This window comes from Geodermatophilus obscurus, from assembly GCF_900115395.1.
In the GTDB taxonomy this organism is placed as follows: Bacteria; Actinomycetota; Actinomycetes; order Mycobacteriales; family Geodermatophilaceae; genus Geodermatophilus; species Geodermatophilus obscurus_B.
In genome coordinates, this window is record NZ_FOWE01000010.1 from 21,986 (window position 1) to 36,373 (window position 14,388).

Annotated in this window: 15 protein-coding genes; 6 read left to right on the forward strand and 9 right to left on the reverse strand. The window is 76.2% G+C overall.

Features of this window, described 5'->3' with window-relative positions; all coding sequences use genetic code 11:
• Window positions 1-17 precede the first annotated feature (17 nt).
• A complete protein-coding gene (locus tag BM165_RS18965; protein ID WP_083427516.1) occupies window positions 18-1,271 on the reverse strand; it encodes a glutamate-5-semialdehyde dehydrogenase in 1,254 nt (417 codons plus the stop codon).
• A 65-nt stretch (window positions 1,272-1,336) separates the two neighbouring features.
• On the opposite strand from BM165_RS18965, the gene BM165_RS18970 reads away from it, so the two are divergent.
• Genes BM165_RS18970 through BM165_RS18985 form a run of 4 tightly spaced genes read left to right on the forward strand, consistent with a single transcriptional unit; the run spans window position 1,337 to window position 4,575 of the window.
• A complete protein-coding gene (locus BM165_RS18970) occupies window positions 1,337-2,329 on the forward strand; it encodes a metal ABC transporter substrate-binding protein (protein ID WP_075015120.1) in 993 nt (330 codons plus the stop codon).
• Window positions 2,326-3,132 (forward strand): metal ABC transporter ATP-binding protein, encoded by an 807-nt coding sequence (locus tag BM165_RS18975; protein WP_075015121.1) that lies wholly within the window; start codon window positions 2,326-2,328, stop codon window positions 3,130-3,132. Before BM165_RS18970 ends, BM165_RS18975 begins: the two co-directional genes overlap by 4 nt.
• Before the next feature lies 1 nt (window position 3,133).
• A complete protein-coding gene (locus BM165_RS18980) occupies window positions 3,134-4,159 on the forward strand; it encodes a metal ABC transporter permease (protein ID WP_075015122.1) in 1,026 nt (341 codons plus the stop codon).
• Window positions 4,156-4,575, forward strand: coding sequence for a Fur family transcriptional regulator (locus tag BM165_RS18985; protein ID WP_075015123.1), 420 nt, complete (start codon window positions 4,156-4,158; stop codon window positions 4,573-4,575). The genes BM165_RS18980 and BM165_RS18985 overlap by 4 nt, the downstream gene beginning before the upstream one ends.
• On the opposite strand, the gene BM165_RS18990 is transcribed toward BM165_RS18985, so the two are convergent.
• The gene (locus tag BM165_RS18990; RefSeq protein ID WP_244274334.1) at window positions 4,566-5,006 is read right to left on the reverse strand and encodes a MarR family winged helix-turn-helix transcriptional regulator; all 441 of its coding nucleotides are present in this window, start codon (window positions 5,004-5,006) and stop codon (window positions 4,566-4,568) included. The genes BM165_RS18985 and BM165_RS18990 overlap by 10 nt on opposite strands.
• A 72-nt stretch (window positions 5,007-5,078) precedes the next feature.
• On the opposite strand from BM165_RS18990, the gene BM165_RS18995 reads away from it, so the two are divergent.
• Entirely contained in the window at window positions 5,079-5,735 is a 657-nt protein-coding gene (locus tag BM165_RS18995) for a maleylpyruvate isomerase family mycothiol-dependent enzyme (protein ID WP_075015124.1), read from the forward strand.
• Window positions 5,732-6,037: a hypothetical protein gene (locus BM165_RS19000; protein ID WP_075015125.1), complete on the forward strand. Its 306-nt coding sequence runs from the start codon at window positions 5,732-5,734 to the stop codon at window positions 6,035-6,037. Before BM165_RS18995 ends, BM165_RS19000 begins: the two co-directional genes overlap by 4 nt.
• Window positions 6,038-6,061: 24 nt before the next feature.
• Here BM165_RS19000 and BM165_RS19005 read toward each other — a convergent pair whose 3' ends face one another.
• From BM165_RS19005 to BM165_RS26135, 7 genes are all read right to left on the reverse strand, one after another.
• On the reverse strand, window positions 6,062-6,844 hold the full coding sequence (locus BM165_RS19005; protein WP_075015126.1) for an isocitrate lyase/PEP mutase family protein: 783 nt from the start codon (window positions 6,842-6,844) through the stop codon (window positions 6,062-6,064).
• A 19-nt stretch (window positions 6,845-6,863) separates the two neighbouring features.
• Entirely contained in the window at window positions 6,864-7,346 is a 483-nt protein-coding gene (gene def, locus BM165_RS19010) for a peptide deformylase (protein WP_075015127.1), read from the reverse strand.
• A gap of 12 nt (window positions 7,347-7,358) precedes the next feature.
• Complete coding sequence (proB, locus tag BM165_RS19015) at window positions 7,359-8,480, reverse strand: glutamate 5-kinase (RefSeq protein WP_075015128.1); 1,122 nt, start codon at window positions 8,478-8,480, stop codon at window positions 7,359-7,361.
• The gene (gene obgE, locus BM165_RS19020; protein ID WP_075015129.1) at window positions 8,477-10,018 is read right to left on the reverse strand and encodes a GTPase ObgE; all 1,542 of its coding nucleotides are present in this window, start codon (window positions 10,016-10,018) and stop codon (window positions 8,477-8,479) included. Before obgE ends, proB begins: the two co-directional genes overlap by 4 nt.
• A 142-nt stretch (window positions 10,019-10,160) precedes the next feature.
• A complete protein-coding gene (gene rpmA, locus BM165_RS19025; protein ID WP_075015130.1) occupies window positions 10,161-10,418 on the reverse strand; it encodes a 50S ribosomal protein L27 in 258 nt (85 codons plus the stop codon).
• Between the two features lie 7 nt (window positions 10,419-10,425).
• Window positions 10,426-10,737: a 50S ribosomal protein L21 gene (gene rplU / locus BM165_RS19030; RefSeq protein ID WP_075015299.1), complete on the reverse strand. Its 312-nt coding sequence runs from the start codon at window positions 10,735-10,737 to the stop codon at window positions 10,426-10,428.
• A 185-nt stretch (window positions 10,738-10,922) separates the two neighbouring features.
• The gene (locus BM165_RS26135; protein WP_083427517.1) at window positions 10,923-14,360 is read right to left on the reverse strand and encodes a ribonuclease E/G; all 3,438 of its coding nucleotides are present in this window, start codon (window positions 14,358-14,360) and stop codon (window positions 10,923-10,925) included.
• Between the last annotated feature and the right edge of the window lie 28 nt (window positions 14,361-14,388).

Here is a 14,388-nt window from a genome sequence, read left to right on the forward strand (position 1 = left end):
GGACGGGGCGGGCCGGGTCAGCGGGTGTGGCCGCTGCCGGTGACGACGTAGGTGGTGCTGGTGAGCTCGGGCAGGCCCAGCGGCCCGCGCGCGTGCAGCTTCTGGGTGGAGATGCCGATCTCGGCGCCGAAGCCGAACTCGCCGCCGTCGGTGAACCGGGTGGAGGCGTTGACCATGACGGCGGCGGCGTCGACCCCGGCGGTGAACGCGGCGATCGCGGTCGCGGAGTCGGCGACGACGGCCTCGGTGTGCCCGCTCCCCCACCGCGCGATGTGCTCCAGCGCGGCCGGCAGGTCGTCGACGACGCGCACCGCCATGTCCATCGACAGGTACTCGGTGCCCCAGTCCTCGTCGGTGGCCGGGACGACGGCGGGGTGCGCGGCCCGGGCGGCGGCATCGCCGTGCAGCGTGACCCCGGCGTCGACCAGGGCGCCGAGCAGCCGCGGCAGGAAGGGGACGTCGCGGTGGACGAGCAGCGTCTCGGCGGAGTTGCAGACGCTCACCCGGTGCGTCTTGGAGTTGAGCACGATCGCCTCGGCGGTGGCCGCGTCGGCGGAGGCGTCGACGTAGACGTGGCAGTTGCCGACGCCGGTCTCGATCACCGGCACCTGCGCCTCGCGGACCACGCGCTGGATGAGCGAGGCGCCGCCGCGCGGGATGACCAGGTCGACGTGCCCGCGCGCCGACAGCAGCTCGCCCACCGAGGCGCGATCGGCCGGCAGCAGCTCCACCGACCCCTCGGGCAGGCCGGCCTTCTGCCCCGCCTCGGACAGGACGGCGACCAGCGCGGTGTTGGTGCGGAACGCCGACGCCGACCCGCGCAGCAGCGCCGCGTTACCGCTCTTGAGGCACAGCCCCGCGGCGTCGACGGTCACGTTGGGCCGCGCCTCGTAGACGATCCCGACCACGCCGAAGGGCACGCGGACCTGACGCAGCTGCAGCCCGTTGGGCAGCCGCGAGCCGCGGACGACGTCGCCCACCGGGTCGGGCAGGGCGACCAGGTCGCGCAGCGCCGCGGCCACGGCGGCGACCCGCCCGGCGTCCAGGCGCAGCCGGTCGAGCACCGAGGCGGGCGTGCCGTCGGCGGCCGCGGCCTCGACGTCGAGCGCGTTGGCCGCCAGCACCTCGTCGGTGCGCTCCACCAGCGCGTCGGCCATGGCCGAGAGCGCACCGTCCTTGACGTCGGTCGGCAGCGTGCGCAGCACGCGCGCGGCGGCGCGGGCCCGCAGGACGGAGGCACCGATCAGCGGCAGCTCGGCGGCGTCGGACACGTCGGGGAGGGTACGCGCCGCACCCCCCTCCCGGGACCGCTGCCGATCGTGTGAGAATGGTTCTCATGACCAGGACACCGACGCGTGCCGTCGCCTCCGCCGCTGCTGCCGCGACCGCCCTGCTGCTCGCCGGCTGCGGTTCCGACGGCGCACAGGCCGGCGCCGCCGACGGTGTGGCGGTGGCCGCCGCCTTCTACCCCCTCCAGTGGGCCGCCGAGCGGGTCGGCGGCGACCGGGTCGAGGTCACCTCGCTGACCCCGCCCGGCGCCGAGCCGCACGACCTCGAGCTCACGCCGCAGGACGTCGCCTCGCTGTCGGAGGCCGACCTCGTCGTCTACCTCGAGGGTTTCCAGGCCGCGATCGACGAAGCCGTCACCGAGGCGGGGGACGCCGCCTGGGACGCCGGCCAGGCTGCCGACCTGTCGCTGACCACCACCGGGGAGCACTCCCACGAGGGCGAGACGGAGGAGGAACACGCCGAGCACGCGGGCGAGGAGGAGCACGCCGAGGAGGGGCACGCGGACGAGGGCGGGGAGGTCACCGACCCGCACTTCTGGCTCGACCCCACCCGCCTGGCCGCCGTCGGCGACGCGCTGGCCGAGCGCCTCGCCGAGGTCGACCCCGACGGCGCGGCCACCTACGAGGAGAACGCCGCGGCGCTGCGCGGCGACCTCGAGGCGCTCGACGCCGAGATGGAGCAGGGCCTCGCGGACTGCGCGGTGACCACGCTGGTCACCAGCCACGACGCCTTCGGCTACCTCGCCGACCGGTACGGTCTGGAGGTGGTCGGCATCAGCGGCCTGAGCCCCTCGGCGGAGCCCAGCGCCGCCTCCCTCGCCGAGATCTCCACCCTCGTGCGGGAGCGCGGCGTGACCACCGTCTACACCGAGACCCTCGTCGACCCCGCCGTCGCCGAGACCGTCGCCCAGGAGGCCGGCGTGCGGACCGCCGTCCTCGACCCGCTCGAGGGCCTGACCGACGAGTCGGCCGGCTCCGACCACCTCGAGGTCATGCGCGCGAACCTGGCCACGCTGCAGGAGGGACAGGGCTGCGCATGAGCGACCCCGCACTCCGCCTCACCGGCGCCACCATCGGGTACGGCGACGTCGCAATCGTGCGCGACGCCGACCTGACCGTGCGGCAGGGCGAGGCGGTCGCGGTCCTCGGCTCCAACGGGTCGGGCAAGACCACGCTCTCCCGGGGCCTGCTCGGCCTGGCCACCGTGCTGGGCGGCACCGTCGAGGTGCTCGGCTCCCCGGTCGGGCGGCTGCGCGAGCGCGGCCGGGTCGGCTACGTCCCCCAGCGGCACACCGTCAGCGGCGCGATGCCGGCCACCGTCCGCGAGGTGGTCGGCGTGGGCCGGCTCCCGCGCCTGGGCCTGTGGCGGCGGCTGGGCCCGCGCGACCGCGCCGCCGTCGCCGAGGCGGTCGACGCCGTCGGGCTCGCCGACCGGCTCGACGACCCGGTGGCCTCGCTGTCGGGCGGGCAGCAGCGGCGGGTGCTGGTGGCCCGTGCGCTGGCCGCCGAGCCCGAGCTGCTGGTCATGGACGAGCCCACCGCCGGCGTCGACGCGGCCAGCCAGATGGCGCTGGCCACCGTGCTGGCGCGGGTGTCGGCCGCCGGGACGACACTGCTCGTCGTGACCCACGAGACCGGGGCGCTGTCCGGCGTGCTCACCCGCGCCGTCGTGGTGGACTCCGGCCGGCTCACCTACGACGGCCCGCTGGCCGGGGCGGGTCCCGCGGGCGGTCCCGACTGCCACCACCCCGACGAGCCCGCCGCCCCGCCGGTCCGGGGGTACCGGCTCGACCAGCCGCGGCCGGCGCCCGACGCGGTGCGCGTGCGCGACGGGAGCCGCTGAGGTGGAGCTGCTCGAGTACGGGTTCATGCAGCGGGCGCTGCTGGCCAGCCTCATGGTCGGTCTCGCCGCACCCGCGGTCGGCGTCTTCCTGGTGCAGCGGCGGCTGTCGCTGCTCGGTGACGGGCTGGGCCACGTGGCGCTGACCGGCGTCGCCGTCGGCGTCCTCACCGCCACGGCACCGGTCGGGACGGCGCTGGTGGCCGCGGTGCTGGGCGCGGTGCTCATCGAGCTCGTGCGCGCCCGCGGGCGCACCAGCGGCGACGTCGCCCTCGCCGTCCTCTTCTACGGCGGCATCGCCGGCGGCGTCGTGCTGCTCTCGCTCGCCCCGCGCGGGCAGGCCACCAACCTCGACGCCTACCTGTTCGGCGCCATCACGACGACGCAGGCCTCCGACGTCGCCGTCTTCGCCGTCATCACCGTGGTCGTCCTCGCCGTCGTCTGGATGCTCGGGCAGCGGCTGTACGCGGTGAGCGACGACGAGGAGTACGCCCGCGCCGTCGGGCTGCCGGTGCTGGCGCTCAACGTGGTGCTGGCCGTGCTGGTCGCCTCCACGGTCGTGCTGTCGATGCGGGTGGTCGGGCTGCTGCTGATCAGCGCGCTGATGATCCTGCCGAGCGCGGTCGCCCAGCTGGTCGGCCGCAGCTTCCGCAGCACGCTGCTGCTGGCGTGCGCCATCGGCGTCGTGGTCAGCGTCGCGGGGACCGCCGGCTCCTACTACACGGGCACCCCCTCGGGCGGCACGATCGTGCTGCTGGCCATCGCCCTGTTCCTGGCGGTCACCGCGGGGGTGACGCTGCGGGAGGCGACCGCGCGGCGGCGGCACGGCCGCCGGGCGGAGGTGCACGCCACCCACCCGCACGAGCACGGCGAGGGCTGCGGCCACCGGGCGGTGCCGCACGGCGACCACGTCGACTACGACCACGACGGGCACCTGCACGCGCCGCACCGGACGGTGTCCGGCATCCACTACGACGAGCACAGCGAGCGCGCCGTCGCGGCACCGCCGGTGGGGACGGAGCGACCGTGAGCGCACCCGAGGTCCCGGTCCGGCGGCAGACGCGGCAGCGGACGGCGGTGCTCGCGCTGCTCGACGAGCTCGACGGCTTCCGCACCGCGCAGGACCTGCACGCCCTGCTGCGCGAGCGCGGCGACGCGGTCGGCCTGGCCACCGTCTACCGGGCGCTGCAGGCGCTGGTCGACGACGGCCTGGTCGACGTGCTGCGCAGCGAGGACGGCGAGGCGGCGTACCGGCGCTGCTCGCCGGTGCACCACCACCACCTGGTGTGCCGCTCCTGCGGGCTCACCGTGGAGGTCGCCGACCCACCGGTGGAGCGTTGGGCGGCGCGGGTGGCCGCCGAGCACGGCTTCGCCGACGTGCAGCACCAGCTGGAGGTCTTCGGCACCTGCCGGTCCTGCGCCCCGGGGGCCGCGGCTCAGCGGTAGGGGTCGGTCACCTCGCGCAGCCGGGTGAGGGCCGCGCGCAGCTGCGCGGTCGCCTCCTCCCCCAGGTGCGCCGTCCACTCCGCCTCCACCTCGGCCTCCACCCGCCGGGCGATCGCCAGCAGCGCCCGGCCGCGCCCGGCGATCTGCACCAACCGGGCCCGGGCGTCGGTGGGGTCGGGCACGCGGCGCACGTAGCCGGCGCGCTGGAGCTGGTCGACCAGGTGGCCGGCGGTCTGCTTGGTCACCAGCGACTGCTCCGCCAGGTCGGTGAGCCGGGTGCCGTGCGGGCCGATCCGGGCGGCGATCCGCGCCTGGGCGAGCGTGAGGTCGTCGAAGCCCTCGGCCGCCAGCGCCGCGAGCACCCGGGCCTCCATCGCCCGGGACGGGTAGAAGCAGAGCAGGGCGAGGTTCTGGTGGTCGGGTTCGGTCACGGGACCCCTTGACGATGGTCAGGTCTTCTGACTAGATGGTCAGGTCATCGTACCAATCCCGCGGAGACCGTCATGGACCTCGACGACGTCTGGCGCACCATCGACTCCGAGCGGGCCGGCCTCGCCGACCTGCTCGCCGACCTCTCCCCGGCGGAGTGGGAGATGCCCTCCCTGTGCCCGGCCTGGCGCGTGCGCGACGTCGCCGCGCACCTCACGCTGGCGCAGATGGGCCCGTGGCCGGCGACCCTCGCGGCGATCCGCGCGGGCGGCGGCTTCGACCGGATGATCCGGGACACCGCGTTGCGCGTGGGGCCGCTGCCCGACGCGGAGTACGGCCGCCGGCTCCGGGCGATGGTCGGCTCCCGGCGGAAGGCGCCGTTCGTCTCCCCGGTCGAGCCGCTCACCGACGTGCTCGTGCACGGCCAGGACATCGCACTGCCGCTGGGGCGGACCCGGCCGGTGCCGCCGGCCGCCGCGGCCACCTCGGCGACCCGCGTCTGGGCGACCGGCTTCCCGTTCCGGGCCCGCCGGCGCCTCGCGGGCCTGCGGCTGGTGGCCACCGACTCCGACTGGTCGGCCGGCGAGGGCGCCCGCGTCGAGGGCACCACCGGCGACCTGCTGCTCCTGCTGACCGGCCGCACCGCCGTGGTGAGCCGGCTCTCCGGCGAGGGCGTGCACCGACTGCCGGCGGCGCAGGGCCGCCGGGAGGACACGAGGAGGACGCCATGACCTGGGCCGTGACCATGGACGTGGCCGAGCCGGTGGAGCTCTACGACGCCGTCCACCGGGCCCTGCTGGAGCGGACCGGCGGTGTCGTCGACGGCTTGCTGGTGCACCTCGCCCGGCAGACCGCGGACGGCTTCCAGGTCGTCGAGGTGTGGGAGTCGCGCGAGGACTTCGGGCGCTACAGCGCGGAGGTCGTCGGGCCGGTGGCCACCGAGGTGCTGCAGGGGCGGCCCCGCCGCCCGACGGTGGTCACCCCCTTCGACGTCCGGGGTCTGGTGCTCCCCAGGACGGACGTCGCCGTCTGAGGCGGGGCCGGTGCCGGCACCCGTTCAGTTCAGGGCGCGGGTGCCGGGCGGCAGGACGCCGCCGCCCACCATGTCGACGACGGCGTCCTGCAGCGCGGTGAGCGCCACCCGCTGGGTGAACGGGCCGGTGGAGACGCGTGCGACGCCGAGCTCCTGCATCTCGCGGGCCGGCAGCGACGCGCCGGGCACGCTGATGAGCGTCAGCCGGTTGCGGCCCAGGCCCTCGGCGACCGCGGCGATCTCGTCGCGGTCGACCAGCCGGGGGACGAAGACCACCGGCGCGCCGGCCTCCAGGTAGGCCCGCCCGCGGCGGATCGCCTCGGCGACCAGCTCGCCGCGGTCGGCGCCCTCGGCGGCCCGCACGAACGTGTCGGTGCGGGCGTTGAGCACGAACTCGATGCCGGCGTCGCGGCCGGCCCGCACGACCGCCTCGACGGCGGCCACCGCCTCGTCCAGCGGCTTCATCTGGTCCTCGAGGTTGCCGCCGACGACGCCCACCTGCATGGCGCGGCGCGCGGTCTCGCCGGCGTCGCCGTACCCGGCCTCCATGTCCATGCTGACCGGCAGGTCCACGGCGGCGGCGATCCGGCCGACCATGTCCAGGTGCAGGTCGAGCGGGATGTTCTCCCCGTCCTCGTAGCCGAAGGTCGCGGCGATGCCGTGGCTGGCGGTGGCCAGCGCGCGGACGCCGTCGGTGGCGGCCACCACCTGCGCGGAGACGACGTCCCACACGTTGGTGAGGACGAGGATCTCCGGGGCGGTGTGCAGGTCGAGCAGGGTGCGGGCGCGGGTGGCGAGGTCGGTCACGGAGCCGACCGTAGGGGGTTCAGCGGTCGCGCAGGGCACGCAGGGCGGTCTTGCGGGCCTCGCCGGTGAGCCGGTCGAGGAACACCTTCCCGTCCAGGTGGTCGACCTCGTGCTGCAGGCAGCGCGCCATGAGCCCGCTGCCCGACAGCCGCAGCGGCTCCCCGTGGACGTCGAAGCCCTCGACGACGGCGTGCACCGCCCGCACGGTCGGCGCCCAGATGCCGGGGATGGACAGGCACCCCTCGTCGCCGTCCTGGGTCTCCTCCGACAGCTCCACGACGCGCGGGTTGACCAGGTGGCCGATCTCGCCGTCGACGTTGTAGCTGAACACCCGGGCGCTCACCCCGATCTGCGGCGCGGCCAGCCCGGCCCGGCCGGGGTGGTCGACGGTGTCGAGGAGGTCGCGGACCAGGGCGGCCAGGTCCCGGTCGAAGGCCCGCACCTCGTCGGCGGGCGTGCGGAGCACGGGGTCACCGAGCTCGCGGATGGGGCGGATCGTCACCCGGGCAGTCTCTCAGCCGGGGATCCGGCGCCCGACCAGCACCATCTCGTCGCGGTGCACCACCTCGCGGCGGTACTCCGGGTCGAGGTCGGCGGTGCGCCGGCCGAGCAGGTCGGGCAGCTCGCGGGCGTCGTAGGCGACCAGCCCGCGGGCGACGACGGCGCCGTCGGGGCCGACCAGCTCGACCGGGTCGTCGGCGAGGAAGTCGCCGACCACGCCGGTGACGCCGGCGGCCAGCAGCGACGCCGACCGCTCCCGGACCGCGCGCACCGCGCCCTCGTCGAGCAGCAGCCGCCCGCGCGGGCGGCTGGCGTAGCGCAGCCAGAACTGCCGGCCCGACGGACGGCGGCCGTGCGGCTCGAACAGCGTGCCCACCCGCTCCCCCGCCAGCGCCGCCGCGGCCTGCGGGGTGGAGGTGACGACGACGGGCACCCCGGCGCCGGAGGCGATGAACGCGGCCTCCACCTTGGTCGCCATGCCGCCGGTGCCCACGCCGTTGCGCGAGGCGGTGCCCAGGGTGACCGCGGCGAGGTCGGCCGGGCCGGCGACCCGGTCGACGAGCTGTGCCGGGCCGGTGCGCGGGTCGCCGTCGTAGACGCCGTCGACGTCGGAGAGCAGGACCAGCGCGTCGGCGGCGGCCACGTGCGCCACCAGTGCCGCCAGCCGGTCGTTGTCGCCGAAGCGGATCTCCTCGGTGGCGACCGTGTCGTTCTCGTTGACGATCGGGAGGACGCCGAGGGTCAGCAGCCGCTCCAGCGTCTGGCGGGCGTTGCGGTAGTGGCCGCGCCGGGTGAGGTCGTCGGCGGTCAGCAGCACCTGGCCGACGACGATGCCGTGCCGGTCGAAGGCGTCGGCGTAGGTCTGCACCAGGCGCAGCTGGCCCACGCTGGCCGCGGCCTGGGCGGTGGCGAGGTCGCGCGGCCGGCCCTCGACCCCGAGCGGGGCCAGGCCGGCGGCGATCGCGCCGGAGGACACGAGGACCACCTCGCGGCCCTGCGCCCGCACCGCGGCGAGCACGTCGACCAGCGCGGTGAGCCGGGCCGGGTCCAGCCCGCCGGGCAGGGTGGTCAGCGACGAGGACCCGACCTTGACCACCACCCGGCCGGCACCGGCCAGCTCGGGCCGTGCGGTCACGCGCCGCCCTCCTCGCCGGGGACCTCGCCGGGCAGCGCGGCGCCGGCCGGGTCGTCGTCGGGCAGGTCGTCGTCGGGCAGGTCGTCGTCGGTCCAGGTGTCGGTCACCTCGTAGGGCACCCGGCGGGCCTTCTTGGCCGCCAGCCGCTCGGCGGCGCGCACCCGGTGCGGGGCGTCGATGCGGCTGTCGGTGCCCCGGCCGCCGAGGCCGGCGGTCTCCTCGGCCAGCGGCGTGCCGGCGGGGAGGCTCGGCTGGAAGTCGAAGGCGACGTCGCCGATGACGACCGTGTCGCCCTCCACGGCGCCGAGCCGGGTGAGCTCCTCCTCCACGCCGAGGCGGTTGAGCCGGTCGGCGAGGAAGCCGACGGCCTCGTCGTTGGTGAAGTCGGTCTGCCGCACCCACCGCTCGGGCCGGACCCCGCGGACGACGAAGGTCTCCTCGTCCTCGGCGGTGACGGTGAAGCCGGAGTCGTCGACGGCGCGCGGCGCGATCGTGAGCCGCGCGGGCTCGGGCGCCGGCAGCGACGCCCGGTGCTCCTCCACGGCCGCGGCCAGGGCGTAGCCCAGCTCGGCCAGCCCCTCGCCGGTGGCGGCGCTGACCGGGAACACCTGCAGCCCGCGCGCCTCCAGGGCGGGGCGCACCAGGTCGACCAGCTCCCGCCCGTCGGGGACGTCGATCTTGTTGAGGACGGCGACCCGCAGCCGGCCGACCAGGTCGAGCTCGTCGCCGCCGTACTCCGCGAGCTCGTGCTCGAGGGCCTCGATGTCGGTCTCGGGGTCGCGGCCGGGCTCGATGGTCGCCATGTCGACCACGTGCACCAGCACCGCGCACCGCTCGACGTGCCGGAGGAACTGCAGGCCCAGGCCCTTGCCGGTGGCGGCGCCGGGGATGAGGCCGGGGACGTCGGCCATGGTGAACACGACGTCGCCGGCGCGGACGACGCCGAGGTTGGGCACCAGGGTGGTGAACGGGTAGTCGGCGATCTTGGGCCGGGCCGCGGACATCGCCGCGATCAGCGAGGACTTGCCCGCCGACGGGAACCCGACCAGGCCGACGTCGGCAACGCTCTTGAGCTCGAGGACGGCGTCGAAGGCCTCCCCGGGCTCGCCGAGCAGCGCGAAGCCGGGCGCCTTGCGGCGGGGGTTGGCCAGCGCGGCGTTGCCGAGGCCGCCCTTGCCGCCCTGGGCCAGCACGACCCGCGTGCCGGCGCCCATGAGGTCGGCGATGACGCGGCCGTCGGGGGTGCTGACGACGGTGCCCTCCGGCACCCGCAGCACGCGGTCCTCGCCGTTGGCGCCGTTGCGGTGGCTGCCGGCGCCCGGGCGGCCGTTGCCGGCCTTCTGGTGGGGGCGGTGGTGGAAGTCCAGGAGGGTGTGGACGCCGGGGTCCACCTCGAGGACGACGTCGCCTCCGCTCCCGCCGTTCCCGCCGTCGGGACCGCCGAGCGGCTTGTACTTCTCGCGGTGCACGGAGGCGACGCCGTGCCCACCGTTGCCCGCGGCGACGTGCACGACGACGCGGTCGACGAACGCGGCCATGTCTGCTCTACCTGCTCACTGCCTGCTCAACGCCGACGAGCGCACGGGCCGTGCGGCCCGTGCGCTCGTGGCGTGGTGACGTACTGGAACGGCCCCCGTGCAAGGCCCCGCCGCGAGTGGCGGCGGGCATGGGGGTCCTTCGTCAGGCGTCGACCGTGGTGATCGAGACCGTCTTGCGGCCACGCCGCGTGCCGAAGGTGACCGAGCCGGGCAGCAGCGCGAACAGCGTGTCGTCGCCGCCACGGCCGACGCCGAGGCCCGGGTGGAAGTGGGTGCCGCGCTGGCGCACGATGATCTCGCCGGCCTTGACGACCTGGCCGCCGAAGCGCTTCACGCCCAGGCGCTGGGCGTTCGAGTCGCGGCCGTTGCGGGAGGACGAGGCGCCCTTCTTGTGTGCCATGTCGTCGTCAGCCCTTCGTGATGTCGCGGATGACCACGTCGGTCAGCGGCTGACGGTGGCCCTGACGCTTGTGGTAGCCCGTCTTGTTCTTGAACTTGTGGATGCGGATCTTCGGGCCCTTGGCGTGGCCGACGATCTCCCCGGTGACGGTCACGCCGGCCAGCGCCTGCGCGTCGCTGGTGACGGTCTCGCCGTCGACCAGCAGCAGGGCCGGGAGGGTGACGGAGTCGCCCGCCTCACCCACGAGACGGTTGACCGTGAACCGGTCGCCCACGGCCACCTTGTGCTGCCGGCCACCGGCCTTCACGACTGCGTACACCACTGAACTCCTCGATCGCTGCTGTCAGTCCCGCGATGCGTCCTGCGCGCACCCCGGCGCGGGCGCCGGGTGCTGGACGGGTCGCACCCCTGCTCGGCCCCGGGACGGAGCCCGGCCGGACGGTGCAACCCGTCCAGCGTACCCGAGCGGCCGGGACGGGGTCGAACGCGGCCCCGGCCGTGGGGTCAGCTGGCGGGCGGGCCGGCCGGGCGGCTGGCGGCCCGGCGGCGCCGCGGACGCACCGCCGCAGCGGCCGGCGCCTCGGCGACCTGCTCCGCAGCGGCGGGGGCCCCGTCGACGGGGGTCCCGTCGACGGGGACCTCGTCGGCGGGGCCCGGGTCGTCGACCCCGGCTCCCGGCGGGAGCTCCTCGTCGTCGGCGGACCCGGCGGCGTCCGGCGCGGACGGCTCCGGCTGCTCCGTGGGCTCGGGGGCGGGCCCCTCCGCGCCGGGGACCTCGGCGCCGATCTGCACCGTGACCTCGGCCCCCGTGAGCTCCGCCTCCGCGGCGTCGGCGGCGGCCGACGGCCGGGCCGCGATGGTCTCCGTGGCCGTCACCTCGGCGACCGTCTCGTAGGCCGCGGGGGCCCCCGCCACCGTCTGGTCGGCCGCGGGGGCCTCCGCCACCGTCTGGTCGGCCGCGGGGGCCTCCGCCCCGGGGGCGTCGGCGAGCGTCACCTCGGCCGGCACGTCGGCGGGCGTCGTGTCCTGCGCGGGCGCGTCCTCCGCGGTGGCATCGAGAGCGGGCGGGTCCTCAGCGGTGGCACCGACAGCGGGCGCGTCCCCCGCGGACTCCCCCGCGTCCTCGTCGTCGTCCGACGAGGCGGCGGCGAGCACGGCCGCGTCCTCGGCGGCCCGCTCCTCCCCCGACTGCCCCCGGTTGCGGCGGCCGCGGTTGCGCCGGCCGCCACCGGAGCGCTGCCCCTCGCCGGCGGCCTGGTCGGCGTCCGGCCCCGGCTGCTCGGCGACGGCGACCGCTGCCGTGGCGACCTCGGTCCGCTCGCGGTCGGCGTCCTTCCGCTCGTCCCGGCGCCCCTGGTCGCGCCGGCCGCCGGGGCCGTTGCCGGAGCCGCCACCGGAGCCGCTGCCGGAGCCGCTGCCGGAGCCGCTGCCGGACCCGGAGCCGTTGCCCGAGCCGCTGCGGCGCTTGTCGTCCACGGGATCGGTGTGGACGAGGACCCCACGGCCGCGGCAGTGCTCACACGGCTCGGAGAACACCTCGAGCAGGCCCTGACCCACCCGCTTGCGGGTCATCTGCACCAGGCCCAGCGAGGTCACCTCGGCCACCTGGTGCTTGGTGCGGTCGCGGCCCAGGCACTCGGTCAGCCGCCGCAGCACGAGGTCGCGGTTGCTCTCCAGCACCATGTCGATGAAGTCGATGACGATGATGCCGCCGATGTCGCGCAACCGGAGCTGGCGGACGATCTCCTCCGCGGCCTCCATGTTGTTGCGCGTGACGGTCTGCTCGAGGTTGCCGCCGGAGCCGGTGAACTTCCCGGTGTTGACGTCGACGACGGTCATCGCCTCGGTCCGGTCGATGACCAGCGAGCCGCCCGAGGGCAGCCACACCTTGCGGTCGAGCGCCTTGGCCAGCTGCTCGTCGATGCGCAGGTCGCGGAAGACGTCGCCCTCGCCGGTGTGCCGGGTCAGCCGCCCGGTCAGCTCCGGGGAGACGTGCGCGACGTAGGCCTCGACGGTGTCCCAGGCGTCGTCGCCCTGGACGACGAGTTCGCTGAAGTCCTCGTTGAACACGTCGCGGATGACCCGGATGGCGAGGTCGGGCTCGCCGTAGAGCAGCGTCGGTGCGTTGCTGCTCGACGACGCCTTGGTCTGGATGACCTCCCACTGCGCCTGCAGCCGGGCCACGTCGCGGGTGAGCTCCTCCTCCGAGGCGCCCTCCGCGGCGGTCCTGATGATCACGCCGGCGTCCTCGGGGACGATCTTCTTGAGGACGTCCTTGAGCCGCTGCCGCTCGGTGTCGGGCAGCTTGCGGCTGATGCCGGTCATCGAGCCGCCGGGCACGTAGACGAGGAAGCGGCCGGGCAGGTTGACCTGCTGGGTCAGGCGGGCACCCTTGTGCCCGATCGGGTCCTTGGTGACCTGGACGAGCACCTTGTCGCCGGACTTGAGCGCCTGCTCGATCGAGCGCTGCTTGCCCGACAGGCCCGCGGCCTCCCAGTTGACCTCGCCGGCGTAGAGGACGGCGTTGCGGCCCTTGCCGATGTCGACGAACGCCGCCTCCATGCTGGGCAGCACGTTCTGCACCCGGCCGAGGTAGACGTTGCCGGCGAACGACGTCGCCTGCGCCTGCGTGACGTAGTGCTCGACCAGCACGCCGTCCTCGAGGACGGCGATCTGGGTGCGCTCGCCGCGCTGGCGGATGACCATCCGGCGCTCCACCGACTCGCGGCGGGCGAGGAACTCGGCCTCGGTGAGGATCGGCGCGCGGCGGCGGCCGGTGTCGCGGCCCTCCCGGCGGCGCTGGCGCTTGGCCTCCAGCCGGGTCGACCCGGCGACCCCGCGGACGTCGTCGTCGCTGGTGGCCCGGCCGTTGCGGCCGGCGCGCTCCGGACGGTCGTCGTCGTCCTCGGCGGCGGGCTCGGCGGTGGCCTCCCCGCCACGGCGGCGGCGCCGACGGCGACGGCGGGTGCCCGAGGCGCCCTCGGCGTCGCTGCCCTCGTCCTCGCCGTCGGCGTCCCCGGCGGTGTCGGCGTCCTCGTCGTCCTCGTCGGTGGTGTCCTCGTCGGCGCCCTCGGAGGACCGCTCGCCGGTCTCCTCGTCGGCGTCCTCGCCGGTGCGGCCCCGGCCGCGGCCGCGGCGGCCGCGGCGCCGCCGCCGGCTGCCGCCGGTGTCGTCGCGGTCGGCCTCGTCGCGGTCGGCCTCGTCGCGGTCGGCCTCGTCGCGGTCGGCCTCGTCGCGGTCGGTCTCGTCGCGGTCGGTCTCGTCGCGGTCGTCGTCGGGATCGTCGTCGCGGTCGGTGTCGTCGGTGTCGGGCACGGCCACGACCGGGGTGTCGACGGCGGCCTCGTCGGCGGGGGGCTGCTCGTCGTCCGACCCGCCGCGGCGGCGGGAGCGGCCGCGGCGCGCACGCGGTGCGGGGGCCGGCTCGTCGTCCTCGACGGGCGGCGCGGCGTCCTCGACGTCCGGGGACTCGGGCAGCGGCCGGCGGCTGCGGCGGCGCGGCGCCGGGGCAGGCTCGGCCTCGAGCGGGGCCACGAAGCTCACGAACGCCGGGATCGCCGGTGCGACCGGCGGCGGGGAGTCGGCGGCCACGGGCGCGGCGGCGCCGGCCGGCCGGGTGGCCCGGCGGCGCGGCCGGGCGATGACGGCGGTGGGCTCGGGTGAGCTGAACTGGGCGCCGAACGGCGAGCCGATCGGCTCCTCCTCGGGCTCCTCGTCCTCGGAGCCGTCGGTGACCCCGTCGGTGACGCCGGGTCCGGGAAGGGCCTCGGGGAGGACCTCGGGGAGCGGCTCGCCCCCGGTCGCGCCCGTGGCGGCCCCACCGCCGGTGAGCACCTCCGCGACGGCGGCGGCGTCGCCGGCCTGCGGGGTGGTCGCGTCGTCCTGCCCGGCGCTGCCCGGGGTGTCGGGGGTGGTCGTCGTGTCGTCGTCCTGGTCGGCCACGAGGGCTCGCTTCCTGTGTGGTGCTCCC